Annotated in this window: 40 protein-coding genes and 1 riboswitch; all 40 genes read left to right on the top strand. The window is 36.7% G+C overall.

Annotated features, from left to right (window positions below):
- Positions 1–72 (top strand): hypothetical protein (locus tag NZ900_05845; protein MCS7233609.1); only part of this gene is annotated, 72 nt, incomplete at its 5' end.
- 19 nt (positions 73–91) lie between these two features.
- Positions 92–397 (top strand): 30S ribosomal protein S10, encoded by a 306-nt coding sequence (gene rpsJ / locus NZ900_05850; GenBank protein MCS7233610.1) that lies wholly within the window; start codon positions 92–94, stop codon positions 395–397.
- A gap of 8 nt (positions 398–405) precedes the next feature.
- On the top strand, positions 406–1,041 hold the full coding sequence (gene rplC, locus NZ900_05855; GenBank protein MCS7233611.1) for a 50S ribosomal protein L3: 636 nt from the start codon (positions 406–408) through the stop codon (positions 1,039–1,041).
- A gap of 6 nt (positions 1,042–1,047) precedes the next feature.
- Positions 1,048–1,686 carry a 50S ribosomal protein L4 gene (rplD, locus tag NZ900_05860; protein ID MCS7233612.1) on the top strand — a complete coding sequence of 213 codons (639 nt, stop codon included), beginning with the start codon at positions 1,048–1,050 and terminating at the stop codon, positions 1,684–1,686.
- Entirely contained in the window at positions 1,679–1,978 is a 300-nt protein-coding gene (gene rplW / locus NZ900_05865) for a 50S ribosomal protein L23 (protein MCS7233613.1), read from the top strand. Before rplD ends, rplW begins: the two co-directional genes overlap by 8 nt.
- A gap of 14 nt (positions 1,979–1,992) precedes the next feature.
- On the top strand, positions 1,993–2,817 hold the full coding sequence (gene rplB, locus NZ900_05870) for a 50S ribosomal protein L2 (protein MCS7233614.1): 825 nt from the start codon (positions 1,993–1,995) through the stop codon (positions 2,815–2,817).
- Positions 2,818–2,831: 14 nt separating this feature from the next.
- Positions 2,832–3,116: a 30S ribosomal protein S19 gene (gene rpsS, locus NZ900_05875; GenBank protein ID MCS7233615.1), complete on the top strand. Its 285-nt coding sequence runs from the start codon at positions 2,832–2,834 to the stop codon at positions 3,114–3,116.
- A 12-nt stretch (positions 3,117–3,128) separates the two neighbouring features.
- A complete protein-coding gene (rplV, locus tag NZ900_05880; GenBank protein MCS7233616.1) occupies positions 3,129–3,467 on the top strand; it encodes a 50S ribosomal protein L22 in 339 nt (112 codons plus the stop codon).
- 3 nt (positions 3,468–3,470) lie between these two features.
- Positions 3,471–4,157: a 30S ribosomal protein S3 gene (gene rpsC, locus NZ900_05885; protein ID MCS7233617.1), complete on the top strand. Its 687-nt coding sequence runs from the start codon at positions 3,471–3,473 to the stop codon at positions 4,155–4,157.
- Between the two features lie 15 nt (positions 4,158–4,172).
- Positions 4,173–4,601, top strand: coding sequence for a 50S ribosomal protein L16 (rplP, locus tag NZ900_05890; protein ID MCS7233618.1), 429 nt, complete (start codon positions 4,173–4,175; stop codon positions 4,599–4,601).
- The gene (gene rpmC / locus NZ900_05895) at positions 4,598–4,816 is read left to right on the top strand and encodes a 50S ribosomal protein L29 (protein ID MCS7233619.1); all 219 of its coding nucleotides are present in this window, start codon (positions 4,598–4,600) and stop codon (positions 4,814–4,816) included. The genes rplP and rpmC overlap by 4 nt, the downstream gene beginning before the upstream one ends.
- 6 nt (positions 4,817–4,822) lie before the next feature.
- The gene (gene rpsQ, locus NZ900_05900; protein MCS7233620.1) at positions 4,823–5,107 is read left to right on the top strand and encodes a 30S ribosomal protein S17; all 285 of its coding nucleotides are present in this window, start codon (positions 4,823–4,825) and stop codon (positions 5,105–5,107) included.
- Complete coding sequence (rplN, locus tag NZ900_05905) at positions 5,104–5,472, top strand: 50S ribosomal protein L14 (protein MCS7233621.1); 369 nt, start codon at positions 5,104–5,106, stop codon at positions 5,470–5,472. Before rpsQ ends, rplN begins: the two co-directional genes overlap by 4 nt.
- 16 nt (positions 5,473–5,488) lie before the next feature.
- Positions 5,489–5,806, top strand: coding sequence for a 50S ribosomal protein L24 (gene rplX / locus NZ900_05910; GenBank protein MCS7233622.1), 318 nt, complete (start codon positions 5,489–5,491; stop codon positions 5,804–5,806).
- Between the two features lie 20 nt (positions 5,807–5,826).
- A complete protein-coding gene (rplE, locus tag NZ900_05915; GenBank protein MCS7233623.1) occupies positions 5,827–6,369 on the top strand; it encodes a 50S ribosomal protein L5 in 543 nt (180 codons plus the stop codon).
- A 6-nt stretch (positions 6,370–6,375) separates the two neighbouring features.
- Positions 6,376–6,561, top strand: coding sequence for a type Z 30S ribosomal protein S14 (locus tag NZ900_05920; GenBank protein ID MCS7233624.1), 186 nt, complete (start codon positions 6,376–6,378; stop codon positions 6,559–6,561).
- 15 nt (positions 6,562–6,576) lie between these two features.
- On the top strand, positions 6,577–6,975 hold the full coding sequence (rpsH, locus tag NZ900_05925) for a 30S ribosomal protein S8 (GenBank protein MCS7233625.1): 399 nt from the start codon (positions 6,577–6,579) through the stop codon (positions 6,973–6,975).
- A 15-nt stretch (positions 6,976–6,990) separates the two neighbouring features.
- Complete coding sequence (gene rplF, locus NZ900_05930; GenBank protein MCS7233626.1) at positions 6,991–7,533, top strand: 50S ribosomal protein L6; 543 nt, start codon at positions 6,991–6,993, stop codon at positions 7,531–7,533.
- 48 nt (positions 7,534–7,581) lie between these two features.
- A complete protein-coding gene (gene rplR, locus NZ900_05935) occupies positions 7,582–7,923 on the top strand; it encodes a 50S ribosomal protein L18 (protein ID MCS7233627.1) in 342 nt (113 codons plus the stop codon).
- Between the two features lie 20 nt (positions 7,924–7,943).
- Positions 7,944–8,450 (top strand): 30S ribosomal protein S5, encoded by a 507-nt coding sequence (rpsE, locus tag NZ900_05940; protein ID MCS7233628.1) that lies wholly within the window; start codon positions 7,944–7,946, stop codon positions 8,448–8,450.
- A complete protein-coding gene (gene rpmD, locus NZ900_05945; protein ID MCS7233629.1) occupies positions 8,447–8,626 on the top strand; it encodes a 50S ribosomal protein L30 in 180 nt (59 codons plus the stop codon). Before rpsE ends, rpmD begins: the two co-directional genes overlap by 4 nt.
- Positions 8,627–8,629: 3 nt before the next feature.
- Positions 8,630–9,076, top strand: coding sequence for a 50S ribosomal protein L15 (gene rplO, locus NZ900_05950; protein ID MCS7233630.1), 447 nt, complete (start codon positions 8,630–8,632; stop codon positions 9,074–9,076).
- On the top strand, positions 9,077–10,366 hold the full coding sequence (gene secY, locus NZ900_05955; GenBank protein MCS7233631.1) for a preprotein translocase subunit SecY: 1,290 nt from the start codon (positions 9,077–9,079) through the stop codon (positions 10,364–10,366).
- Positions 10,367–10,393: 27 nt separating this feature from the next.
- Positions 10,394–11,041, top strand: a complete 648-nt coding sequence (locus NZ900_05960) for an adenylate kinase (GenBank protein MCS7233632.1) — start codon at positions 10,394–10,396, stop codon at positions 11,039–11,041.
- Positions 11,031–11,777 (top strand): type I methionyl aminopeptidase, encoded by a 747-nt coding sequence (gene map / locus NZ900_05965; GenBank protein ID MCS7233633.1) that lies wholly within the window; start codon positions 11,031–11,033, stop codon positions 11,775–11,777. Before NZ900_05960 ends, map begins: the two co-directional genes overlap by 11 nt.
- A 285-nt stretch (positions 11,778–12,062) precedes the next feature.
- Positions 12,063–12,281, top strand: a complete 219-nt coding sequence (infA, locus tag NZ900_05970) for a translation initiation factor IF-1 (protein ID MCS7233634.1) — start codon at positions 12,063–12,065, stop codon at positions 12,279–12,281.
- A gap of 14 nt (positions 12,282–12,295) precedes the next feature.
- A complete protein-coding gene (gene rpmJ, locus NZ900_05975; GenBank protein ID MCS7233635.1) occupies positions 12,296–12,409 on the top strand; it encodes a 50S ribosomal protein L36 in 114 nt (37 codons plus the stop codon).
- A gap of 21 nt (positions 12,410–12,430) precedes the next feature.
- Positions 12,431–12,802, top strand: a complete 372-nt coding sequence (gene rpsM / locus NZ900_05980; GenBank protein MCS7233636.1) for a 30S ribosomal protein S13 — start codon at positions 12,431–12,433, stop codon at positions 12,800–12,802.
- A 24-nt stretch (positions 12,803–12,826) separates the two neighbouring features.
- Positions 12,827–13,225, top strand: coding sequence for a 30S ribosomal protein S11 (gene rpsK, locus NZ900_05985; protein ID MCS7233637.1), 399 nt, complete (start codon positions 12,827–12,829; stop codon positions 13,223–13,225).
- Positions 13,226–13,249: 24 nt separating this feature from the next.
- A complete protein-coding gene (rpsD, locus tag NZ900_05990) occupies positions 13,250–13,885 on the top strand; it encodes a 30S ribosomal protein S4 (protein ID MCS7233638.1) in 636 nt (211 codons plus the stop codon).
- A 13-nt stretch (positions 13,886–13,898) separates the two neighbouring features.
- Entirely contained in the window at positions 13,899–14,855 is a 957-nt protein-coding gene (locus NZ900_05995) for a DNA-directed RNA polymerase subunit alpha (protein MCS7233639.1), read from the top strand.
- A gap of 1 nt (position 14,856) precedes the next feature.
- Positions 14,857–15,210 carry a 50S ribosomal protein L17 gene (gene rplQ / locus NZ900_06000; GenBank protein MCS7233640.1) on the top strand — a complete coding sequence of 118 codons (354 nt, stop codon included), beginning with the start codon at positions 14,857–14,859 and terminating at the stop codon, positions 15,208–15,210.
- Positions 15,207–16,031: an energy-coupling factor transporter ATPase gene (locus NZ900_06005; GenBank protein MCS7233641.1), complete on the top strand. Its 825-nt coding sequence runs from the start codon at positions 15,207–15,209 to the stop codon at positions 16,029–16,031. Before rplQ ends, NZ900_06005 begins: the two co-directional genes overlap by 4 nt.
- Positions 16,007–16,834 (top strand): ATP-binding cassette domain-containing protein, encoded by an 828-nt coding sequence (locus NZ900_06010; protein MCS7233642.1) that lies wholly within the window; start codon positions 16,007–16,009, stop codon positions 16,832–16,834. The genes NZ900_06005 and NZ900_06010 overlap by 25 nt, the downstream gene beginning before the upstream one ends.
- Positions 16,818–17,621 (top strand): cobalt ECF transporter T component CbiQ, encoded by an 804-nt coding sequence (gene cbiQ, locus NZ900_06015; protein ID MCS7233643.1) that lies wholly within the window; start codon positions 16,818–16,820, stop codon positions 17,619–17,621. Before NZ900_06010 ends, cbiQ begins: the two co-directional genes overlap by 17 nt.
- A complete protein-coding gene (gene truA, locus NZ900_06020) occupies positions 17,612–18,373 on the top strand; it encodes a tRNA pseudouridine(38-40) synthase TruA (GenBank protein MCS7233644.1) in 762 nt (253 codons plus the stop codon). The genes cbiQ and truA overlap by 10 nt, the downstream gene beginning before the upstream one ends.
- Entirely contained in the window at positions 18,370–19,134 is a 765-nt protein-coding gene (locus NZ900_06025; protein ID MCS7233645.1) for an FAD binding domain-containing protein, read from the top strand. The genes truA and NZ900_06025 overlap by 4 nt, the downstream gene beginning before the upstream one ends.
- A gap of 2 nt (positions 19,135–19,136) precedes the next feature.
- Positions 19,137–19,388 carry a 2Fe-2S iron-sulfur cluster-binding protein gene (locus NZ900_06030; GenBank protein MCS7233646.1) on the top strand — a complete coding sequence of 84 codons (252 nt, stop codon included), beginning with the start codon at positions 19,137–19,139 and terminating at the stop codon, positions 19,386–19,388.
- A gap of 94 nt (positions 19,389–19,482) precedes the next feature.
- Positions 19,483–20,883 (top strand): purine/pyrimidine permease, encoded by a 1,401-nt coding sequence (locus NZ900_06035; GenBank protein ID MCS7233647.1) that lies wholly within the window; start codon positions 19,483–19,485, stop codon positions 20,881–20,883.
- A gap of 24 nt (positions 20,884–20,907) precedes the next feature.
- Positions 20,908–21,107, top strand: a riboswitch (cobalamin riboswitch).
- 98 nt (positions 21,108–21,205) lie between these two features.
- Positions 21,206–23,191 carry a TonB-dependent receptor gene (locus NZ900_06040; protein MCS7233648.1) on the top strand — a complete coding sequence of 662 codons (1,986 nt, stop codon included), beginning with the start codon at positions 21,206–21,208 and terminating at the stop codon, positions 23,189–23,191.
- Positions 23,192–23,194: the final 3 nt, after the last annotated feature.

The following is a 23,194-nucleotide window of genomic DNA, read 5'->3' on the forward strand; positions in this document are numbered from 1 at the left end:
GGCTTGCGTTTTGCTATAAGAGAAGGTGGCAGAACTGTAGGTGCTGGAGTAGTCACAGAAATACTTGATTAGAATAGGGGAGGGTTGCACCTTGACTCAAAAAGTAAGAATAAAATTAAAAGCTTATGATCATAAGCTTCTAGATAGATCAGTATCACAAATAGTTGAAACAGCAGAAAGAACAGATGCAGAGATTAGTGGCCCTATACCTTTACCTACGGAGATACATAAAATTTGTGTTTTACGATCTCCTCACAAAGATAAGCATTCAAGAGAACAGTTTGAGATACGTATACACAAACGATTAATAGATATAATCAGCCCAACGCCCAAAACCATTGAAGCACTTATGAAGCTTAATCTTCCTTCGGGGGTCGACATAGAAATAAAAACTTAAGGAGGTTGATTAAATTGCCCTTAGGTTTAATAGGCAGAAAGTTAGGTATGTCTCAAATTTTTAAACCTGACGGTAGAATAATTCCTGTTACTATAATAGAAGCAGGACCTTGTGTAGTTGTAACTAAAAGAACTCTAAATAAAGAAGGATACAATGCTATCCAACTTGGTTTTGGATATGTTAAACCTTACAAAGTTAATAAACCTATAAAAGGTATATTTAAAAAGGCTGGTGTAGAGTTAAGAAAATACCTTAGAGAGTTCAAGGTAGACAATATTGAAGATTTCGAAGTAGGGCAAGAGCTTAAAGTAGATATATTTAAGGAAGGAGAAAAGGTAGACATAACTGGAATAAGCAAAGGGAAAGGGTTTGCTGGCCCAATGAAGAGGCACGGTTTTAGCGGAGGTCCTGCAAGCCATGGTTCTGCATTTCACCGTTATGGAAGCTCTTTAGGAGCCCATACAGAACCGGGACACGTCTTCAAGGGTAAAAAAATGGCTGGCCATATGGGAAATACTAAAGTCACTATTCAGAACCTTGAAGTTGTTAAAGTCTATCCTGAGAGAAATCTCCTTCTAGTCAAGGGAAGTGTTCCGGGTAGCAGAAATAGCATTGTACTTATAAAGAAGGCAAAGAAGGGGTGAAGCTTTATGCCAAAAGTTGCTGTCTTAGATGTGGAGACGGGTAAAGTAAAAAGAGAAATAGAGGTTAATCCCAAAGTTTTTGAAGCACCTCTCCATAGACCATCAGTTCACCAAGCTGTAATTGCACATCTTGCTAACTTAAGACAGGGAACTGCTTGTACTAAAACTCGTGGAGAAGTTCGAGGTGGAGGTAGAAAGCCATGGCGTCAAAAAGGAACAGGCAGAGCAAGACATGGTAGTATTCGTTCTCCATTGTGGGTTGGTGGAGGAGTTGTATTTGGACCCAAACCTCGAGATTATGATCAAAAGATTCCTAAAAAAGTGAGAAAGCTAGCTTTAAGAGCTGTTTTAACTTCCAAATTTAAAGAAGGAAATATTATCGTTTTGGATAATATGAAACTCGATGCCCCTCCTAAAACTAAAAAAGTTATTGCTCTTCTTAACAAACTTGGAATAAGAAACCAAAAGTCATTGATAATTACAGATAAAAAAGATGAGATAATTCAAAGAAGTGCTCGTAATTTACCAAATGTTAATGTTCTTTGTGTAAATAATATAAATGTTTATGATCTGTTGCTCTATGATAAACTTATCATGACGGAGGAGACGCTCAAGAGAATTGAGGAGGTGTGCGGTAATGAGTAAAGATCTTCATGATATAATCATACGCCCAATAATAACAGAAAAATCCTTCAAAGCTATGGAAAAAGAAAGAAAATATACTTTTAAAGTTCCTATAGATGTTAACAAGATAGAGATTAAGAAAGCTGTCGAAGAAATATTTAAGGTTAGAGTTAGTAAGGTTAACACAATAAGATTCAGGGGAAAACCGAGAAGATTAGGAATTTATAGGGGAAGAAAACCTGATTGGAAAAAGGCTATAGTCACGCTTGCTCCTGGTTATAAGATTCCTTTCTTTGAAAATATTGGTGTATGAGGGAGGTTTTTAAAATGGGAATAAAAGGATTTAAGCCCATAACGCCAGGAAGGAGGTTTATGACGGTATCAAGTTTTGAAGAAATAACAAAAGAAGAACCAGAAAAGTCTTTACTACTTCCGCTTAAGCAAAAAGCTGGAAGAAATTCCATGGGACGCATTACTGTTCGCCATAGAGGCGGCGGACATAAAAAGATGTACCGTTTGATAGATTTTAAGAGAGACAAGATAGGCATCCCTGCTAAAGTTGTAGCTATAGAATACGATCCTAATAGATCAGCTCGTATAGCTTTACTAAACTATGCAGATGGGGAAAAAAGATATATTTTAGCCCCTGTTGGGCTAGAAGTTGGACAGACGGTAATCTCTGGACCAAATGCAGACATAAAACCAGGTAATGCTCTTCCCTTGAGATACATTCCAGAGGGAACATTAATACATAATATAGAGATCATTAAAGGAAAAGGGGGCCAGTTAGTTAGATCAGCTGGTGCAGCTGCTCAAATAATGGCTAAGGAAGGGGATTACGCCCATATAAGATTACCATCAGGAGAAATAAGACTGATTCGTCTTGATTGCATGGCCACAGTAGGACAGGTCGGAAATGTAGATCACGAAAACATTGTTATAGGAAAGGCTGGAAGGGCTCGCTGGCTTGGTTGGAGACCGTTTGTAAGAGGAATGACTATGAACCCGGTCGATCATCCCATGGGAGGAGGAGAAGGAAGAACAAAAAGTAATAAGCATCCATGTTCTCCATGGGGCGTTCCTGCAAAAGGCTACAAAACAAGGAAGAAGAATCATCCTACAGATAAGTGGATAGTTAAGAGGCGTAAGTGAGGAGGTGTCATTTCGTGGGGAGGTCTCGCAAGAAAGGCCCTTATGTTGATCCTAAGCTTTTGAAGAGGATACTAGAAATGAACCAAAAAGGAGAAAAAAAGGTTATAAAAACTTGGTCAAGAAGATCTACTATCGTACCTGAAATGGTAGGACACACAATTGCGGTTCATAATGGAAGAACACATATTCCGATTTACATCACAGAACAGATGGTTGGACATAAATTAGGAGAATTCGCGCCAACAAGAAAGTTCGGAGGCCATAGCGCCCCAACAGAAAGATCAACTGCTCTTAAGTGAGGTGTTATAAAAATGGAAGCAAAAGCTGTAGCTAAATATGTAAGAATATCACCCAAAAAGGTTAGACAAGTTATAAACCTAATAAGAAACAAACCCATAAATGAGGCTCTTCTAACTTTACGATATCTTCCTAAGAAAGCAGCTAGAATAGTTGAAAAGGTCTTGAAATCTGCCATTGCTAATGCTGAAAATAATTTCAACATGAACTTAGATAAACTTTACGTATATAGAATTTTTGTCGATCAAGGACCTACTATGAAAAGAATAAGACCTCGTGCTATGGGAAGAGCTTATCTTATAAGAAAAAGAACAAGTCATATAACTGTGATTGTGAAGGAGAAGGAGGGATAGTTTGTGGGGCAGAAAGTTCATCCTACAGCTTTTAGGCTTGGGACTATAAAAACATGGGACTCACGCTGGTTTGGAGAGGGAAAAACTTATACAGAACAACTTCACGAAGATATAAAAATAAGGGATTATCTTAAAGGAAGATGGTATCACGCCGGCATATCTAAGATAATTATAGAACGTATCGCTAATATAGTAAGAATTACTGTTTTAACCGCTCGCCCCGGCCTTGTTATAGGAGCTAAAGGTGTTGAAATAGAAGATGCAAGAAAAAAGCTCCGCGAATTAACTGGTGGAAAGAGAATATTTATCAACGTTCAAGAAGTTAAAAAACCGGAAGTAGATGCTCAACTTGTTGCCGAACATATTGCTGCTCAGATAGAAAAGAGAGTTTCTCATAGAAGAGCAATGAAACAAGCTATTATGAGAGCCCTTCGCGCCGGAGCAAAAGGAATAAAGGTAATGTGTAGTGGTAGACTTGGCGGAGCAGAACTCGCTAGAAGAGAGTGGTATTTAGAGGGGAGGTTACCCCTCCAAACTATAAGAGCAGATATAGAATATGGTTTCGCTGAGGCGCTAACTATATATGGAAAAATCGGGGTAAAGGTTTGGATATTTCATGGAGAAGTTTTACCTGGACCTAAAGAGAGGGAGATTTCAACACCCATGGAGGTCGATACTGAATCAGAATAAGGGGGTAAGTATAAGATGTTAATGCCAAAGAGGGTTAAATATAGAAAACAGCAAAGAGGTCGCATGAAAGGACGTGCTAAAGGTGGTACAACCCTTATTTTTGGGGATTATGGCCTGCAAGCCTTAGAACCCGCCTGGATTACAGCACAGCAAATAGAAGCAGCTCGTATCGCTATTACTCGCTCTCTTAAAAAGGGAGGAAGAATGTGGATAAGGGTATTTCCTGACAAACCAGTAACAAGAAAACCCGCAGAAACGAGGATGGGAAAGGGAAAGGGTAACGTAGATCATTGGGTTGCAGTAGTTAAACCGGGTAGAATTCTTTTTGAAATAATTGGTGTTTCCAGAGAAGAGGCTGAAGAAATCCTTAAGCAAGCAGATAGCAAGCTTCCGATCCGTACCAGAATCGTTTCTAGGGAAGGATTGGGAGGTGGAGCCAGATGAAGGCAAAAGAGCTTAGAGATCTCACAATAGATGAGCTTAAAGAGAAATACAAAGAACTCAAAAAAGAGCTTTTTAACCTTAGATTTCAAAAGGCTGTGGGACAATTAGGAAACCCCATGAGAATAAGACAAGTTAAAAGAGATATAGCACGCATAAAGACTATTATAAGAGAAAAGGAACTAGGTATTACTTGGGTCTCAGAGAGAGGGGAGTGAGAGGCTATGGCAAAGGAGTTTATAGGTATCGTCATAAGCGACAAAATGGATAAAACAGTCATAGTTCAAGTAGAAAGAACAATGCTCCATCCTGTATACGGTAAGCCAGTAAAAAAGTGGTCTAAGTTTGTAGCTCATGATCCTGAAAACAAATGTGAATTAGGAGATAAAGTTAAGATAGAACCTTCTAGACCTCTTAGCAAAACTAAAAGATGGAAAGTTGTAGAAATAATAGAAAAGGCCAAGACTGAAAAATTCGTTATGAAAGAGGAGGTGGATTCGCAGCTATGATTTATCAAGAAACTGTTCTTAAGGTTGCTGATAATTCCGGCGCTAAATTAATAAAATGTATAAGAGTGCTAGGCGGTAGCGAAAGGTTTTGGGGAAAGGTCGGCGATGTTATAGTGGCATCTGTTAAAGAAGCAATACCTAATTCTGGAATAGAAAAAGGAGACGTTGTAAAAGCCGTCATAGTTAGAACTAAAAAAGAGATAAGAAGAAAAGATGGAACTTATGTAAGATTTGATGATAATGCTGCAGTTTTGATAAATGACGCTGGTGAACCAAGAGGTACACGCATTTTCGGACCAGTAGCAAGAGAACTTAGAGATAAGAATTTTATGAAAATAATATCCTTAGCTCCAGAAGTAGTTTAAGGAGGTTAAAATTAAAATGCATGTCAAAAAAGGTGATAAAGTAATAGTTCTCTCAGGCAAGGATAAAGGAAAAGAAGGAAAAGTCCTAAAGGTTTTTCCAGACAAAAATAAAGTTTTGGTTGAACAAATAAATGTAGTTAGAAAACACTCTCGCCCAACCCAAAAAACACCACAAGGAGGCATAATTCCACAAGAAGCACCTATTTATGCCTGTAAAGTTGCAGTTATTTGTCCTGCATGTGGTAAACCAACAAGAATCGGACATGCTTTCTTAGAAGACGGAAGAAAAGTTAGAATATGTAAGAAATGTGAAGAGGTAATAGACAGCATTTAAGGAGGGTAGGTATAAAAATGATTCCTCGCTTAAAAGAAAAATACAAAAATGAGGTAATTCCTAAAATGATGGAAAGATTCGGATATAAAAACGTGATGGAAGTTCCTCGTATAGAAAAGATAGTTATTAATGTCGGTGTTGGAGAGGCTAAGGATGATACAAGATACTTAGATTCTACAATAGAAGAACTAGCCATGATTAGCGGCCAAAGACCTGTAATTGCAAGAGCTAAAAAGTCTATTGCGGGGTTTAAGCTTCGTGAAGGATCACCTATAGGATGTTTTGTTACTCTTAGAGGGAATAGAGCTTACGATTTTTTGGACAGGTTGATAAACATAGCTTTACCGAGAATAAAGGACTTTAGAGGACTCTCTCCACGGTCTTTTGATGGAAGAGGAAATTACACAATAGGTGTAAGAGAACAACTAATATTTCCCGAAGTTGATTATGATAAAGTTATGAAAGTAAGAGGAATGAGTATCACTATAGTCACCACTGCTGAAAACGACGATGAAGCGAGAGCTCTTTTAGAGTTCTTAGGAATGCCCTTTAGACGGAGGTGATAAAGGTTGGCAAGAAAAGCCTCAATGGAAAAGGCGAAAAGAGAACCTAAGTTCAGGGTTAGGAAACATAATAGATGTCCATTATGTGGTAGACCTCGTGCCTTCTTAAGAAAATTCAACATGTGTCGTTTATGTTTTAGAAAACTTGCCCGCGAGGGCAAAATTCCTGGCGTTATAAAGTCAAGCTGGTGAGGAGGGAAAAGGAAAATGTTCGTAACTGATCCAATAGGAGATATGCTCACGCGGATAAGAAATGCTAACATCGTTTATCACGAAAGTGTTGACATCCCTCTTTCTAAAATAAAATTGGAAATAGCAAAGATCCTAAAAAGAGAGGGCTTTATCAAGGGATTCAAGCTAGTTAAGGAGGACAAAATACCTATGATAAGGATTTTCTTAAAATACGGTCCTAATAAAGAAAAGGTCATCGCTGGCCTTAAAAGAGTAAGCAAACCTGGTCGAAGAGTCTATGTAGGAAAAGATAACCTTCCAAAAGTTATGGGAGGGCTTGGGATAGCAATTCTATCCACTTCAAATGGAATAATGACTGATAAGGAAGCTCGAGAAAAGGGTATCGGCGGAGAAGTTCTCTGCTATGTATGGTAATGGAGGTGAATCGCTTTGTCTCGTATAGGGAAAAAACCTATAGAGATCCCAGCAGGTATTAATATAGAAATAAAAGATAAGCTTGTTAAAGTTTCAGGCCCTAAGGGAGTATTAATGACCGAAGTTCATCCTGATATAGAAGTTAAATTAGAAGGAAAACAACTGAAAGTTATTAATTCCTTTGATGATAAATTTCACAAAGCAATACATGGAACTACAAGGGCATTACTAACCAATATGATTGAAGGAGTATTAAAAGGATTTGAAGTAGAACTTGAAATTGTCGGGGTAGGGTATAGAGCAAGAATGGAAGGTAAAAAGCTCATTCTATCCCTAGGTTACTCTCATCCCATAGAATACGAACCCCCACCTGGAATAACCATAGAAGTCCCTGACCAACAAAGGATAATAGTTAAGGGAATAGATAAAAGACTTGTGGGACAGGTAGCAGCTATAATAAGGTCTTTTAGAGAACCGGATTCCTATAAAGGTAAGGGAATACGCTATAAAGGTGAAGAAGTAAGACTTAAGCCCGGAAAAGCTGCTAAAACAGCATAAAGAAAGGAGTGTGATTTTATCTTGATTAAAGTTCCCTCGCGCCAAGAAATGAGAAAAATCAGACATAAAAGACTTAGAAAAAAGATAAGAGGAACTTCAGAAAGACCTAGATTATCTGTTTTTAAAAGTTTAAATCATATATATGCTCAATTAATAGACGATGATACAGGACACACTATAATTGCTGTTTCGACTCTCTCTCCTGAGTTAAAGGGCAAGTACAAACATGGAGGCAATATTGAAGCTGCAAAGCTTGTAGGACAATTAATAGCTCGCAAAGCCCTTGAAAAGAATATTAAGAGCGTCGTTTTTGACCGTGGTGGTCATAAGTATCATGGCGCTATAAAAGCACTCGCTGATGCCGCAAGGGCTGAAGGATTAGAGTTTTAAAAGGAGGAGTGTTGAAAATCATGGCTGAAAAAAGAAAACGTATAGATGTTTCTGGTCTTAACTTAAAAGAAAGAGTAGTCAATATAAACAGGGTATGCAAAGTTGTTAAGGGAGGTAAAAGATACAAATTTAGTGCACTCGTAGTAGTGGGAGATGAAGAAAAACATGTAGGAGTGGGAATGGGAAAGGCCAAGGAAGTTCCTGAAGCCATAAGAAAGGGTATCGAAAATGCTAAAAAGAATATGATAGAAGTCAAAAAGGTAGGAACAACTATACCTCATGCTGTTATAGGTGAATTTGGAGCAGCTAAAGTCTTTCTGCGTCCAGCTGCACCTGGAACCGGCGTAATAGCAGGAGGAGCTGTACGTGCAATACTAGAACTTGGAGGGATAAAAGACATACTAACGAAATCAATAGGAAGAACCACCAATCCTATAAACGTAGCTAGAGCTACTATAGAAGCCTTATTACAGCTTAAAACAACAGAAGATATAGAGAGGTTAAGAGGGGGAGTGGCTAAGCAATGAAAACATTAAAAATTAAGTGGGTTAAAAGTTTTGTAGGTTACTCTCAAGATCAGAGAGATACAATAAGAGCGTTAGGCTTTCGAAAGCTTAATCAAGTTATAGAAAAACCTGACATACCTCAAATAAGAGGCATGATCAAAAAAGTCCATCATCTTATTGAAATTGAGGAGGGATAGAAGGTGTTTAAGTTAAATACTCTTTATCCACCAAAAGGAGCAAATAAAAAACCTAAAAGAGTAGGAATTGGAATCGGTTCCGGTCATGGGAAAACTTCATGCAAAGGACATAAAGGACAAAAGGCAAGATCTGGTGGAGGAGTTAGACTTGGTTTCGAAGGGGGACAGACACCTCTTGCTCTTAGAATACCCAAAAGGGGCTTTAATAATGGTCCTTTCAAAAAAGAATATGCTATTATTAACGTTGAAGATCTTAACATATTCGATAATAATCAAGTGGTTACTCCAGAACTTTTACTTGAAAAAGGACTAATTTCCGATATTTTTGATGGTGTTAAAATTCTTGGCAATGGAGAATTGAGGAAAACCCTTTTAGTTAAAGCACACGCATTTAGTAAATCCGCCATAGAAAAGATAGAAAAATCTGGAGGAAAGGCTGAGGTGATATAGTTGTTTGAAGCTATAAGAAACCTCTTTAGGCTTCCAGATCTAAAGTCAAGGATAATTTTTACACTAGCAATCCTATTCATTTATAGACTTGGGGCACACATTCCTACACCGGGGATAGATACAACCGCATTGATGAATCTTTTCTCTAAGGGTGGAATTCTAGGTTTCGTCGATCTATTTGCAGGGGGAGCTCTAAGAAGATTCTCTATTTTTGCATTAGGTGTTGCTCCTTACATAAACTCTGCTATAATAATGCAACTCTTAACAGTAGTGATCCCATATTTAGAAAAGCTTTCTAAAGAAGGAGAAGAAGGGAGGAAAAAAATAACTCAGTATACAAGATATGGAACTGTAATTTTTGCAGCTTTGCAAGCCTTTGGTTTAACCTACTGGCTACAACATTTGGGGGTTTTATACGATACGGGATGGATAGCAAGAGTAACCATAGTTGCTACTGTAACAACAGGCAGTGTGTTTCTAATGTGGTTAGGAGAACAAATTTCAGATAATGGTATAGGAAATGGAATATCTATTATAATCTTTGCTGGAATAGTAGCTCAAATTCCTGAGGGGTTAGCTCAAACTCTCTCTTTAGTAAGCATTGGGGAAATAAGCTTTATAAACTTGATCCTATTTGCTATAATAGCTGTCCTCGTAATTGCCGGGGTTATAGTAGTTCAAGAAGGGCAAAGAAGACTTCCGATTCAGTACGCTAAAAGAATAGTAGGTAGACAAATATATGGCGGCCAAACCACATTCTTACCTTTAAGAGTTAACATGGGTGGCGTTATCCCTATAATTTTTGCATCATCTATACTAATTTTTCCAAATACAATAGCTCAATTTTTACCAGAAAGTTTCCAAGGAATTTTTTCCATATTTAGACCAGGACATCCAATATACATGATTTCTTACGCCTTACTTATAATATTTTTTACATATTTCTATACGGCTGTTATATTTAACCCTGCAGACGTAGCTGAAAACCTCAAAAAGTATGGTGGTTTCATCCCAGGAATAAGACCAGGTAAACCTACCGCTGACTATATAGAAAAAATTCTAGCAAGGGTAACCCTTGGTGGAGCGATATTTTTAACAGGAATAGCTTTACTTCCAGTTATATTAACCAGGTTAGTAAATATAACTACTTTCTACTTTGGAGGAACAGCTTTACTTATAGTCGTCGGAGTTGCTCTTGAGACAGTCCATCAAATTGAGGCTTATCTTATAATGAGACATTATGAAGGCTTTATTAAGCGAACGGGTGGAAAAGAACTCTTTAGATTCTGAACTTACCTTACATTAGGAGGGATAACTTTGAATTTAGTGCTTTTAGGACCGCCAGGAGCAGGGAAAGGAACTTTGGCTTTTATGTTGATGAGGGACTATAATCTTCTTCATATATCTACTGGTGACATGTTAAGAGAAGCAGTTTCTAAAGGTACGGAATTAGGGAAAAAAGCAAACGAATACATGAGAAAAGGTCTACTTGTTCCAGACGAAATAATAATAGAAATGATAAAAGAAAAACTCCTAGAAACTCATAAAAACGGACTCATATTTGATGGTTTTCCAAGAACCATAAATCAAGCAAAGGCTTTAGACATTCTTCTTGAAGAAATAAATGAGAAACTTAAAGCTGTAATCTTATTAAAAATATCAAAAAAAGTAATTCTTGAAAGATTGACTAATAGAAGAGTGTGTTCTAAATGTGGGGCTCTTTATCACTTAAAACACTCTCCTCCAAAACTTGAAAATAAATGTGACATATGTGGTGGAGAACTTTACCAGAGAGAAGATGACAAAGAAGAGACTATCTTAAGGAGAATAAGCGTTTATAAGGATCAAACTGAACCTTTGATAGAATACTATAAAGAAAAAGGGCTTTTGATTGAAATAGATGCAGAACCTCACTTAGAGAAAGTATATGCTGAACTAAAGAGGTGCTTAGAAATTGGTAATTAGTTCCAATAAGGAATTAAATCTTATCTCAGTAGCATGTAGAATAGTAGCCGAAACGCTTATCAGATTAAGCGAATACATAAAGCCAGGTGTAAGCACCCTATACCTTGATAGAGTGGCAGAAAGGTATATCTTAAGCAGAGGGGGATTTCCTGCCTTTAAAGGCTATAAAGGTTATCCAGCCACATTATGCATTTCCATTAATAAAGAAGTAGTACATGGCATACCATCTCATTCTAAAATATTAAAAGAAGGAGATATTGTAAGTATAGATGTCGGAGTCAAATACAAAGGTTACTACGGAGATGGAGCATGGACTTTTCCTGTAGGTGAAATCAACGATGAGGCTAGAAAACTTATAGAAGTTACAAAGTCATCTTTAGATTTGGCCATAAGCATAGCAAAAGCAGGAGTAACCACAGGTGATATAGGAAACGCTATTCAAAGCTACGTAGAATCACACGGCTTTTCCGTTGTAAGGGATTACGCAGGTCACGGAATAGGTAAAGAACTTCACGAGTTCCCTCAACTTCCTAATTTTGGTAAGCCCGGAACAGGTCCAAGATTGGAAGAAGGAATGGTTCTAGCAATAGAACCAATGGTTAACTCGGGGAGTTATGAGGTTGAGGTTCTACCAGATGGTTGGACAGTAGTAACAAAAGATGGCAGTCTTTCTGCTCACTTTGAACATACTATACTTGTTAGGAAGGAGGATTCTTTAATATTAACCAAGATTTAGAAAGCTTAATCGGTAGAGTTGTTATATCTAAAGCTGGAAAGGATAAAGGAAAGCCATTTGTTATAATTGGTGTTGATTTTGAAAATGAAAGGCTTCTTTTGTGCGATGGCCAAAAGAGAAAAATAGAGAATCCCAAAAGAAAAAACTTCATTCATATTCAATTTACTAATTATTATTTAGAAGATGTTAAAAAAAAGCTTCTTAGCGGAGAAACTCTATTTAATTCTACTATAAAAGAGGGATTAAAAAGATTGACCGAAAAAAGGGGAGGTGTGTAAATAATTTATGCCAAAAGATGAAGTAATTGAAGTGATAGGAAAGGTTATTGAGCCCCTCCCTAACGCTATGTTCAGGGTAAAGCTCGAAAATGGGCACGAGGTTTTAGCCCATGTTTCTGGCAAAATGAGGATGAATTTTATAAGAATTTTACCAGGAGATAAAGTTTTAGTTCAGATTTCTCCTTATGATATAACTCGGGGCAGAATTGTATATCGCTATAAGTGAGGAGGTGTATTTTCTTGAAAATCAGAGCTTCTGTTAAACCAAGATGTGAAAAATGTAAGATAGTTAGGCGCAAGGGGCAGATAAGAATCATATGCTCTAATCCCCGCCACAAACAAAAACAAGGATAATTATGAAGGAGGAATGAGAATATGGCAAGAATAGCAGGAGTAGATCTCCCTAAAGATAAGAGGGTAGAAATAGCTTTAACTTATATCTATGGAATAGGTCTTTCGAGGTCCAGAGAAATACTTAAAAATACAGGTGTTAACCCTGATAAGAGAGTAAAAGACCTTACTGAAGAAGAAATAGCTAAAATAAGAGACTTTATTGAAAAAAACTATAAGGTTGAAGGAGAATTACGAAGGGAAGTAGCAATGAACATTAAAAGATTAATTGAAATAGGGTGCTATAGAGGAATAAGGCATAAACTTGGACTACCTGTTAGAGGACAAAGAACAAGAAGCAATGCAAGAACAAGGAAAGGTCCGAGACGCACTGTAGGTGCAAAAAGAAGCAAGTAATTTGTTGAAGAGGAGGGTGTATGTATGGCACAAACTAAATCACGCGGAAAAAGAAAGAAGAAAGAAAAGAAAACAGTACTATCTGGGATTGCTCATATAAAGGCTACTTTTAACAATACCATTGTAGCCATAACAGATAAGGAAGGAAATCTTTTATGTTGGGCAAGTGGAGGAACGGTAGGTTACAAAGGAACAAGAAAATCTACTCCTTATGCTGCTCAGCTAGCAGCTGAACAAGCAGCAAAGAAGGCTATAGATCAATATGGGATGAGAGAAATCGATGTATGTGTTAAAGGACCTGGAGCTGGTAGAGAAGCAGCTATAAGATCTTTGCAAGCTGCAGGATTAGAAATTAAAACTATTAAGGATGTTACTCCTATTCCCCATGATGGTTGTCGTCCTCCATCAAGGCGCAGAGTATAATCCTGAAAGGAGGTTATAACTTTAATGAGTAAGTATATTGGTCCAATATGCAGGTTATGCAGAACTGAGGGGGTCAAGCTATTTTTAAAAGGAGAAAAATGTTCTTCAGATAAGTGTCCCTTATCTAGAAGACCATTCTTTCCCGGAATGCACGGTAGAGAAAGAAAAAGAAAGCTAACAGAATATGGATTAAGACTAAGAGAAAAACAAAAGCTAAAGAAAATATATGGAATGAGAGAAGAGCAGTTTGAGAAATTTTTTGAAATTGCAGCAAAACAAAAGGGAATGACCGGTGACAATCTTTTAAGGTTGCTTGAAAGAAGACTTGATAACATAATTTTCAGACTTGGTTTTGCACCAAGTAGAAGAGCAGCTCGTCAAATTGTTAATCACGGACATATCCTAGTTAATGGTAGAAAGGTCACAGTGCCTTCATATTTAGTTAACCCGGGAGATGTAATAGAAGTAAAACCTAAAAGTAGAGAATCAGAATTATTTAAACACCTTCCTGAATCAGTAAACCCTGCTTCCATTCCTTCTTGGCTTGAAGTTGACATAAATAACTTTAAAGGAAGAGTCGTAAACTTACCCGAAGTAGATCAGATAGACACTGCAAAACTAGTTAATATGCAGTTAGTTGTAGAATTCTACTCCCGTTAGGAGGTTTTAAAGGATGAAACTTTTGACACCTCATATAGAAAGCAGGGTCTTAGACTCAAAATATGGATTATTTATTGTTGAACCCTTAAATAGAGGTTTTGGTAACACTCTAGGTAATGCTTTAAGAAGGGTCCTCCTTTCTTCCCTCTCAGGAGCTGCTGTAACTGCTGTAAGAATAGAGGGAGTTTTACATGAGTTTTCCACGATACCTGGCATAAGAGAGGATGTCATAGAGATCCTCTTCAATGTTAAAAATATTAAATTAAAACTGTATTCTAATGAACCCAAGGTTTTAAGGATAGAAGCTCAGGGAGAGAAAGAAGTAAAAGCAGGCGATATAGAAGCTGATAGCGATATTGAAATAGTAAATCCAGATCACCATATAGCTACACTCGATGAAGGAGCAACCCTGAAGATGGATCTTTATGTAGAAAATGGCATTGGGTATCTCCCTCTCGAAAGAGAAAGGAAGTCAAATTTACCTATTGATTTTCTTCTCATAGATGCTATTTTTAGCCCGGTTACAAAAGTAGCCTATAAAGTCGAAGAAACTCGCTATGAGCAGTTTACTCAGTGTGAAAGACTCACCTTAGAGATCTGGACAGATGGTAGAATATCACCTGAGGAAGCGTTATCTCAAGCAGCAAACATACTTATAGGATACTTCTCAGAGTTTTCTAAAATCCTTCCTGGTACGAGTACCCAAAAAGGAGCTGAAACTCATGAACTTAAGGAAGACAACCTCTTTTCTCTCCCGATAAAAGAGCTTGAGCTTTCTGTTAGATCTGAAAACTGTTTATTGAGAGCAGGTATTAAAACAGTTGGAGAACTTATACAAAAGACACCTGAGGAACTTCTTAAAATAAGGAACTTAGGGAAGAAGTCTTTAATTGAAATCCAAGAAAAGCTTCAAAAGCTTGGTTTAAGTCTTAAAGAAGGAGAAAAATCAAGCGCTAAGGAGGGAGAGTAAGATGCGCCATCGTAAGAAAGGAAGAAAGTTAAGCAGAACCACAAGTCATAGAAAAACATTACTGAGAAATCTTGCTATATCATTGATAATAAATGAAAGGATTATAACCACGGAAGCAAAAGCTAAAGAGCTTAGAAAAGTAGTAGAGAAGCTTATAACTAAAGCAAAAGAGGGTTCTCTTCATATGAGAAGGCAGATAATAGCTTTTATACCTCATAAAGAAGCTGTCCGGAAGTTATTCAACGAAATTGCACCAAGATACAAAGATAGAAATGGCGGTTATACACGAATATTAAAAATAGGAGAGAGAGAAGGAGACTCAGCTTTTATGGCATTAGTAGAACTCCTTAGATGATAAAGCTTCTCAATGTAAGCTTTAGCTATAATGGAAAAGAAATCTTTAAGAATATAAATCTTGAAATAAAAGAAGGAGAATGGATAGCTTTAGTTGGAGCTAATGGTTCTGGTAAAAGTACGCTAATAAAACTTCTTAATGGTATTCTTATACCAAACGAAGGACAAGTCTTAATAGATGATCTAAATACAAAAGAGGAAAAAGCAATATGGGAAATAAGAAAAAGAGTTGGAGTAGTCTTTCAAAATCCAGATACTCAAATAGTAGCTTCTATAGTGGAGGATGATATAGCTTTCGGTCCCGAAAATCTTGGATTACCTCCAGACGAAATAAAAGACAGAGTCGAACAAGTATTAAACATACTAGAGCTTACGGATTTTCGCTTTTCACCTACATATGCTCTTTCAGGAGGGCAGAAGCAAAAGCTTGCCATAGCCGGAATTTTAGCAATGAAACCTAAGTATCTTGTATTAGATGAGCCGACATCTATGCTAGATCCTCCCTCACGAAAGGATATAAATAAAATCTTAAAATTTCTTTATAACAAGGAAAAAATTACTGTCATTTATTCTACCCACAACCCTGAAGAAGTTATTCTTGCTAATAGAGTGATAGCCCTATTTAAGGGAAGTATAGTTTTTGATGGAAAACCCGAGGAATTCTTTTTAGAACCAGAAAGAGTTTGGAATTATGGGGTTAAAATTCCCATTATAACGTATCTATGCTATAAATTAAAGCAACGAGGTCTTAAAGTAAACTTTCCCATATTTGAACCTAAGGAACTAAGTGAAGAATTATGGCGATTGAAGTTAAAAACGTAAGTTTTCATTACGCTATAGGAACACCTTTTGAAAAAAAAGCCTTGTATGATATTTCTTTTAGCCTTGAATATGGAGAAAACCTTGGTATACTTGGTCCTACTGGTTCAGGTAAATCTACTTTAATTCAACTCCTTAATGGTATTTTGCTTCCCACAGATGGAAAGGTTATAATAGACGGGCTTGATACAAGAGACAAAAAAAACGGCCCAAAGATAAGAGAGCTTGTAGGAGTGGTTTTCCAATTTCCAGAAAATCAATTTTTTGAAGATACGGTTTATGATGAAATTGCTTTCGGAGCAAGGAATCTTAAACTTTCAAAGGAAGAAATCCATAAAAGAGTTTTAGAAGCCATTAGGATTTTAGATCTTCCTGAAGACATCTTAAGCAAGTCTCCTTTCGATCTAAGTGGAGGAGAGAAAAGAAAGGTAGCAATAGCAAGCATTTTAGTGAGAAAGCCTAAGTACCTGGTTCTCGATGAACCATTTGCAGGCATGGATTATCCAGGAACTAAGGCACTCCTTAAACTTTTTAAATCCCTACATAGGAAATGCTCTTTAATTATAGTAACTCACACTCTTGATGATCTTCTTAGCTTGGTTGATAAAGTTCTATTCCTGGAAGAAGGAAGAATAAAAGCCTTTGGAGGGATAAGGGAATTAATGAGTATAGAAAACCTAAAAGATTATGTTCCTTTAATTAAGTTTTTAATAGAATTAAATGAGAGAGGATTTTCTTTTTCCACTAATAGCTTTGATTTGGATTCTCTAGAGGAGGAAATTATAAAAAATGTCTTATCTACCTAACTGGGGAATAGGGACATTCATCCCTTTAGATTCTTTAATTCACCGTCTTGATCCACGCGTAAAGATAGTTTCTGTAGTAATTCTTATTATCTTCCTATTCACAGCCAATAGCTTACCTGAACTTATACCTTATCTTGCTCTTTCCTTACTTTTATTTTATTTATCAAAGATCTCCTTTAAAGCTTTAATTAAAAGTCTTAAGCCCATTCTATTTCTCCTTATTTTTGCCCTTATTTTTCAAGTTTTTTTCACGCCAGGGGAAGTTCTATTAAAGATCAGCTTTCTCTCTATAACTAAAGAAGGTTTAAATCTAGCTTTAGTTATAGGTTTGAGGCTTATTCTTCTGGTGCTCCTGACAAATTTGTTAACTTTTACTACATCACCAGTTTCCATAACCGATGGAATAGAAGATCTCTTAAAAATCCTTAAATTTTTCAGAATCCCATCTCATGAGATAGCTATGACGATGAGCATATCTTTAAGATTTATTCCTACTTTGTTTGAGGAAGCTGAAAGAATAATGAAAGCCCAGATGGCAAGGGGAGCAGAATTCGGAACAGGGAAATTTTTTGAAAGAATAAAAGGATACGTACCTCTTGTAATACCTCTTTTTATTGGAGTATTTAGAAAGGCTGAAGAATTAGCAATCGCTATGGAGTCTCGCTGTTATAGAGGAGGAGAGGGAAGGACAAGAATTAAAAAACTCCATCTTGCAGCAAGAGACTACGTAGCAATTATATTTATTTTTATCTTTCTATTTTTGAATATAACACTAAAATGGCTTTAAATAATCTTCTAATCTTATCTTATGATGGCACTCCCTTTTACGGATGGCAAAAACAGCCTAACCTTCCAACAATACAGGGAGAGTTAGAAAAGATTCTTTCAAAAATCTTCGATACCGAGATTAAAATTACTGGCGCAGGCAGAACAGATAAAGGAGTACATGCTTTGAGACAAGTTGCAAACTTCTTCTCTCCCACAGATTTTGATCCCTTAATTTTAAGAAAGGCGTTAAACTCACTTCTACCTGAAGAAATCAGGGTTATAAAGATAATTAAAGGTATATCTCCAAACTTTGACGCGAGAAAAAGTGCTATGTGGAGAGAGTATAAATATTTTATTTATAGAGGAGGAATAATGCTTCCTTTTTTAAACAGATACTGTTACCATCTAAAGAAAAGCTTAAATCTACCCCTCATTAAGAAGTTAAGCTCTCTCTTTGTTGGAACGCACGATTTTTCTGCTTTCTGCGATGATGAGGAAGAGAATAAAAGCAAAATTAGAACAATCTACTCTTTTAATCTCAAAGAAAAAGGAAATTTCCTAATATTCACAATAAGAGCAGATTCTTTCCTAAGGCACATGGTAAGGATAATGCTTTCCACGTTAATAGATATAGCCTTAGGCAAAAAAGAGGAGAAAACATTAGAAAGGGCTTTAAGCTCTGGAGAAAGAAAACTAACATCTGCTGCCTTACCTCCCCAAGGTCTCTGGTTATGGAAAGTGGGTTTTAAACAGGAAGATATTAAAAAATGAGTTATTCTCTTAAAGCTTTCGAATATTTCTCTCCAAAAAGCCTAAACGAAGTTCTTGAAATTTTATGCATAGAAGAAAATGCTGTCGTTTTTGCAGGAGGAACAGATATCTTAATAAAGATAAAAGAAGGAATTATTTCCCCCAAACTTCTATTAGATTTAAAGAAAATAGATGAACTATGGTTATTCTCCTTCGAACATGATAAAGGACTGACAATAGGAGCTACAAATACTCTAAATGAAATTCTAGAATCCCACGTAGTTAAGAAATATTTCCCAATTTTAATTGAGTGTTGTCTAAAAATAGGAAATCACGAGTTAAGAAATAAAGCTACTTTAGTAGGCAATATATGTAGTGATTTCCCAGTAGCAGATTCCCTATTTGCTCTTTTTCTTCACGACGCTGAAGTTGAAATAATATCTAAAGAAGGCAGAAAGAAAGTTGGTTTAAGTGAGCTTTTTAATAACTCTGGAAAACTAAACTTAAAGAAAGAGGAAATCATCACTAAAGTTTTTATCCCCTATAAAGGAGAGTATCATGGAAAGTACTACAGATCTTTGAAGAGATTCTTAGTACCTCGTGCAAGTTTTGGCATAGCTTATATAAAGTCTAAGGATCTTACAAGGATAGCAATAGGCAACATCAGCTCTAAAATAAGTCTGTTTTCCTCTCCAAAAGAATTAAAGGAGACCTTACAAACAGTATATCTTGAGGAAGAAGAATTCCTTTTAATTGAAAAGGTTGTAAAGGAGCTTAAGTAACAATGCAAAAAGTAAAAATAAAACTTAATGGTAATCCCTATGAAATAGAGGTTAAGCCCTACGAAACTTTGCTTGATATTTTGCTTAGACTTGGTATAATATCTAGCCATAAAAGCTGGTGTAACAAAGGAGAATGTGGAAACTGTGTAGTTTTAATTGACGGTAGACCTTTTAACTCTTGTTTGGTTCTTGCTCCAGAAGTTAACGGAAAAGATATACTAACCATTACAAAAGAGTCTAATAGAATGTTATAAACAAGTATAAAGGACGTTTTATCATCTTTAAGATTAAGCTACTTGTTAAATAACTAAAGTTTATCAAAAATTTATTTGTAGGAGGAGATAAAACATGAAAGATTCTACATGTAGAGAAATGATTTATTATATTGATGAAGTTCCTCCATCCTTAGAAAGCATCTTACTGGGCTTTCAACATGTTTTGACTCTTTTTGGAGCTACTATAGCAGTCCCTTTAATCTTAGGAGGAGCTATGGGGTTTAGTTCCGACCAAATGACCATTCTTATAGGAGCAGTTATGATTACAGCCGGAGTTGCTACCTTACTTCAAGTTACGATTGGAACGAGACTTCCTATAGTTCAGAGCATGTCTTTTTCTTTCATAGGACCTATACTATCTATAATCAAACAAACAGGTGGAGGATTAGTTAGCATGCAGTATGTAGCAGGCGCCATAATAAGCGGAAGCTTAGTAGAAATACTTGTGGGGTGGAGCGGTCTTATAGGTAAGATTAGAAGGTGGGTTACTCCTGTTGTTATCGGCCCCGTGATAATAATGATAGGATTATCCCTGTTTAGCGTGGGTGCCCCGAAAGCGGGAACTCACTGGCCAACAGCGTTAGTGGTAATTCTTTCAATATTTCTATTCTCTCAGATATTAAGCCCTAAATATAAGTTTTTTAGGCTATTTCCTGTTCTTTTAGCAATAATAATAGGCTATGCCTTCTGCGCTTTTGGAACCTTCTTAGGAGTATTTCCTAAGGGACATCCATCCCATGTAGATTTCTCCATAATAACTCAATCTCCTTGGATTAGACCTTTCGACAAGTTAGTTTTTCCATGGGGCTTTCCAAAATTCAACTTGGCTTTCTTTCTCACCATACTTGCAGGATACTTGGCTTCAATGATAGAGTCCTTTGGAGATTACTTTTCTTGCTCTTATATGTCAAGAGCCTCCAATCCCACTCCTAAAGTTATAAATAAAGGAATAGCAATCGAAGGTCTTGGATGTCTTCTATCTGGAATATGGGGAGGCTTTGCTACAACTAGTTACTCTGAAAACATAGGCTTAATAGGGTTAACCCGGGTAGCTTCAAGATACGTAGTTGGCATTGGAGGAATGATCCTTATCCTTCTTGGAATATTTAATAAGTTTGGGGCTTGTATTGCAACAATACCAGAGCCTGTTGTAGGAGCTATGTACTGTACAGTTTTTGGGATAATAGCCGCTATAGGAATCCAACAGCTCACAAGGGTTGACATGCAATCTGGCAGAAACCTTCTAGTTGTTGGCTTTACACTGTTTATGGCTTTGAGTTTACCAGCCTATATCGAAGGTGTCCCGGGACTATACCCCCCGAAACCTATAACTTTAGAATGGGCTCCTTGGCTAGCCAACGCTTTGAATGCCATTCTCTCCACAGAAATGGCAGTAGCAGCTATAGTGGGACTACTACTTGATAATCTTATCCCCGGAACAGATAAAGAAAGAGGTCTCGTTGATTGGAAATAAAGGCTTCCCTAAAGAGAGTTATAATGCTATAATAAAGTATGAAGTCAAACTTAATATGCTGACCTTTGGGTGAACGGGAAGACCGGTGAAAATCCGGCACGGCTCCGCCCACGGTAATAGGGGGACGAAAGGCTTAAAAGCCACTGGGGTTATAGCCCTGGGAAGGCAAGCCAAGTAGAATGATCCCTTAAGTCCGGAGACCGGCTCAAAGGTAATAAGAGCTCCTGCGGAGGGAGGAGCGGATGGCTTATATAAAAGCCTGGCTTTTACCTTGGAGTAGGAGCCAGGCTTTAAATTTTATTTCTATTAGGAGGAGAAAACCTTGATAAAGAAGCTTTTTTTGATTCTTTTCATATTTACATTTTTAACTTTTTTCTCATCTGAGATTAAAGCTCAGGTTTTCGAATTAAGTCCAATCGAAGTTTACGACTCTATTATAAACATTCTTGAGGCAGAGCCTTCTTCATATTCGGTTATATTTCCATCAAAATTTGAAGGAGAATTTAAAGATTTAGGAGAATTACTCTCCAAAATACCTGGCATTCATGTAACAAAACTTGGGGGAAGAGGAGCATATACAGTAGTATCCATAAGAGGCAGCACATCCGCCCAAGTTGTTGTATATCTTAACGGCATTTTGTTGAATGCTAGCGGAGAGGGAGCTATTGATATTTCAACAATACCACTTAATGCTATTGAAAGAATAGAAATTTACAGAGGAAGCGTGCCAGCACGTTTTGGAATACCCGGAATAGGGGGGGTAATAAACATAGTTACATTGGAAAAAGCTGACTTTAAAACGTTTAAGACAACTATCGGATCTTTTAGAAGCTTTGCCTTAGAAAATATTACTTCTATAAAAAACGGCTTATTTTCTATAAACCTTGAAACTAGCAAAGGGAACTATCCGTATCATAATGACAATGGGACTCCTTACAATCTTGAAGACGATTACGAAACAAGAAGGCAAAATAATGCTCATAGAATATCAGACATAAAAATATCAAAAGAGATTAGCCAGAATGGAAAGCTATTTTTAAATTACTTTTCCAAACACAAAGGTCTACCTAAACCAGCACCGGGAAGCGATAAAGAAGGAAATATCTCTCACTCCAACCTATCTGACGAAAGATTTATTGCTGAGATATCTAAAGAAATTTCTTTCTCCAATAATCTAAAGGGAGACATCTCTTTATACGGTGTATATTCAGAGCGAGAGTTTTTAAATCCTTATGAAGATGTAGGATGGTATGGTCAAAAACATAACTGGTATAACTCTTATAAGGTCGGAACTCAAGTTTCGCTCAATTACCTAATAAACCAGAATAATTTTTTAGAAGTCTACTTAGATCTTTTTAAAGAGGGACTTAATCCTGGAGGCGATATAGTTAAACAGGGGGAATTTTCTCCTCTCAAGGGAATAAAAACTTACGAAAGAAATATCCTTAGCATTTCTCTTGATTACACGGTTTTAAGGGAAAGATTTTCTATCATTCCTTGGTTTAGATTTCTAAAATCAGATGACAGGTCAGAGAAACTAAATGGTGAAACTCTTTCCTCTTCATCTGAACACCTTTCTTATGGCTTGAGAGTTAAATATGCCTTAAATGAAAACTGGAGTATTAAATTCACATGGGGGATACTAAGCCGAATTCCGAATTTCTATGAAAAATTTGGAGACGGGGCCTTTATAATACCCAATCCTTACCTTGAAAATGAAGAGGGAAAAAATTTTGATTTAAGCTTAGAGTACAGAGGAAGAAACGTGGCAGGATATATAACTTACTTCCAAAGCGACATGGACAACTTGGTTGAATTTATAATGCTTAATCCTAGATTTGGCCGATATATAAACATCAGTGGTGCCAGAATAAAAGGAGTAGAAAGTAGTCTCAGTTATATTCTCAAAAACGGTTGGAGTCTTTCTTTATCCTATACTTATATGGAAACAGAAAGCGAAGTTCCTGGCTATAAGAAAGGAAAACCTTTACCTAATAGACCCGAGCACAATCTAAATTTAAGAGTTGAACGCTCATGGAAAAATTATGAAGCTTTCATAGAGGGAGAACTTACAAGCGAAAATTACTTTGACACCGGAGGTTTAGTGAAATTTAATGATTGGTGGACAGTGAACTTGGGACTTTCTTATAGGTTTTCTGAAAAAGAAAAGCTTACCTTAACCATAAACAATATAACAGATAACCAAAGATTCAGAACTAAGCCTGCTTTTGGTTTTGGTCCCGAAAAAATTGCAGATTATCCCCCTGTTGGAAGAAACTTTTATTTAACCTACATCAAAAACTTTTAATAT

The organism is Synergistota bacterium (assembly GCA_025060595.1).
In the GTDB taxonomy this organism is placed as follows: Bacteria; Synergistota; GBS-1; order GBS-1; family GBS-1; genus 42-11.

What these genes read in the sequence shown, in the direction of transcription:
- rplD (MCS7233612.1), top strand. Translation starts at nt 1,048, where the DNA reads ATGCCAAAAGTTGCTGTCTTAGATGTGGAGACGGGTAAAGTAAAAAGA.
- rplW (MCS7233613.1), top strand. Translation starts at nt 1,679, where the DNA reads ATGAGTAAAGATCTTCATGATATAATCATACGCCCAATAATAACAGAA.
- rplB (MCS7233614.1), top strand. Translation starts at nt 1,993, where the DNA reads ATGGGAATAAAAGGATTTAAGCCCATAACGCCAGGAAGGAGGTTTATG.
- rplV (MCS7233616.1), top strand. Translation starts at nt 3,129, where the DNA reads ATGGAAGCAAAAGCTGTAGCTAAATATGTAAGAATATCACCCAAAAAG.
- rplP (MCS7233618.1), top strand. Translation starts at nt 4,173, where the DNA reads ATGTTAATGCCAAAGAGGGTTAAATATAGAAAACAGCAAAGAGGTCGC.
- rpmC (MCS7233619.1), top strand. Translation starts at nt 4,598, where the DNA reads ATGAAGGCAAAAGAGCTTAGAGATCTCACAATAGATGAGCTTAAAGAG.
- rpsQ (MCS7233620.1), top strand. Translation starts at nt 4,823, where the DNA reads ATGGCAAAGGAGTTTATAGGTATCGTCATAAGCGACAAAATGGATAAA.
- rplN (MCS7233621.1), top strand. Translation starts at nt 5,104, where the DNA reads ATGATTTATCAAGAAACTGTTCTTAAGGTTGCTGATAATTCCGGCGCT.
- rplX (MCS7233622.1), top strand. Translation starts at nt 5,489, where the DNA reads ATGCATGTCAAAAAAGGTGATAAAGTAATAGTTCTCTCAGGCAAGGAT.
- rpsH (MCS7233625.1), top strand. Translation starts at nt 6,577, where the DNA reads ATGTTCGTAACTGATCCAATAGGAGATATGCTCACGCGGATAAGAAAT.
- rplR (MCS7233627.1), top strand. Translation starts at nt 7,582, where the DNA reads ATGAGAAAAATCAGACATAAAAGACTTAGAAAAAAGATAAGAGGAACT.
- rpsE (MCS7233628.1), top strand. Translation starts at nt 7,944, where the DNA reads ATGGCTGAAAAAAGAAAACGTATAGATGTTTCTGGTCTTAACTTAAAA.
- rpmD (MCS7233629.1), top strand. Translation starts at nt 8,447, where the DNA reads ATGAAAACATTAAAAATTAAGTGGGTTAAAAGTTTTGTAGGTTACTCT.
- infA (MCS7233634.1), top strand. Translation starts at nt 12,063, where the DNA reads ATGCCAAAAGATGAAGTAATTGAAGTGATAGGAAAGGTTATTGAGCCC.
- rpsM (MCS7233636.1), top strand. Translation starts at nt 12,431, where the DNA reads ATGGCAAGAATAGCAGGAGTAGATCTCCCTAAAGATAAGAGGGTAGAA.
- rpsK (MCS7233637.1), top strand. Translation starts at nt 12,827, where the DNA reads ATGGCACAAACTAAATCACGCGGAAAAAGAAAGAAGAAAGAAAAGAAA.
- rpsD (MCS7233638.1), top strand. Translation starts at nt 13,250, where the DNA reads ATGAGTAAGTATATTGGTCCAATATGCAGGTTATGCAGAACTGAGGGG.
- NZ900_05995 (MCS7233639.1), top strand. Translation starts at nt 13,899, where the DNA reads ATGAAACTTTTGACACCTCATATAGAAAGCAGGGTCTTAGACTCAAAA.
- rplQ (MCS7233640.1), top strand. Translation starts at nt 14,857, where the DNA reads ATGCGCCATCGTAAGAAAGGAAGAAAGTTAAGCAGAACCACAAGTCAT.
- NZ900_06005 (MCS7233641.1), top strand. Translation starts at nt 15,207, where the DNA reads ATGATAAAGCTTCTCAATGTAAGCTTTAGCTATAATGGAAAAGAAATC.
- NZ900_06010 (MCS7233642.1), top strand. Translation starts at nt 16,007, where the DNA reads ATGGCGATTGAAGTTAAAAACGTAAGTTTTCATTACGCTATAGGAACA.
- cbiQ (MCS7233643.1), top strand. Translation starts at nt 16,818, where the DNA reads ATGTCTTATCTACCTAACTGGGGAATAGGGACATTCATCCCTTTAGAT.
- truA (MCS7233644.1), top strand. Translation starts at nt 17,612, where the DNA reads ATGGCTTTAAATAATCTTCTAATCTTATCTTATGATGGCACTCCCTTT.
- NZ900_06025 (MCS7233645.1), top strand. Translation starts at nt 18,370, where the DNA reads ATGAGTTATTCTCTTAAAGCTTTCGAATATTTCTCTCCAAAAAGCCTA.
- NZ900_06030 (MCS7233646.1), top strand. Translation starts at nt 19,137, where the DNA reads ATGCAAAAAGTAAAAATAAAACTTAATGGTAATCCCTATGAAATAGAG.
- NZ900_06035 (MCS7233647.1), top strand. Translation starts at nt 19,483, where the DNA reads ATGAAAGATTCTACATGTAGAGAAATGATTTATTATATTGATGAAGTT.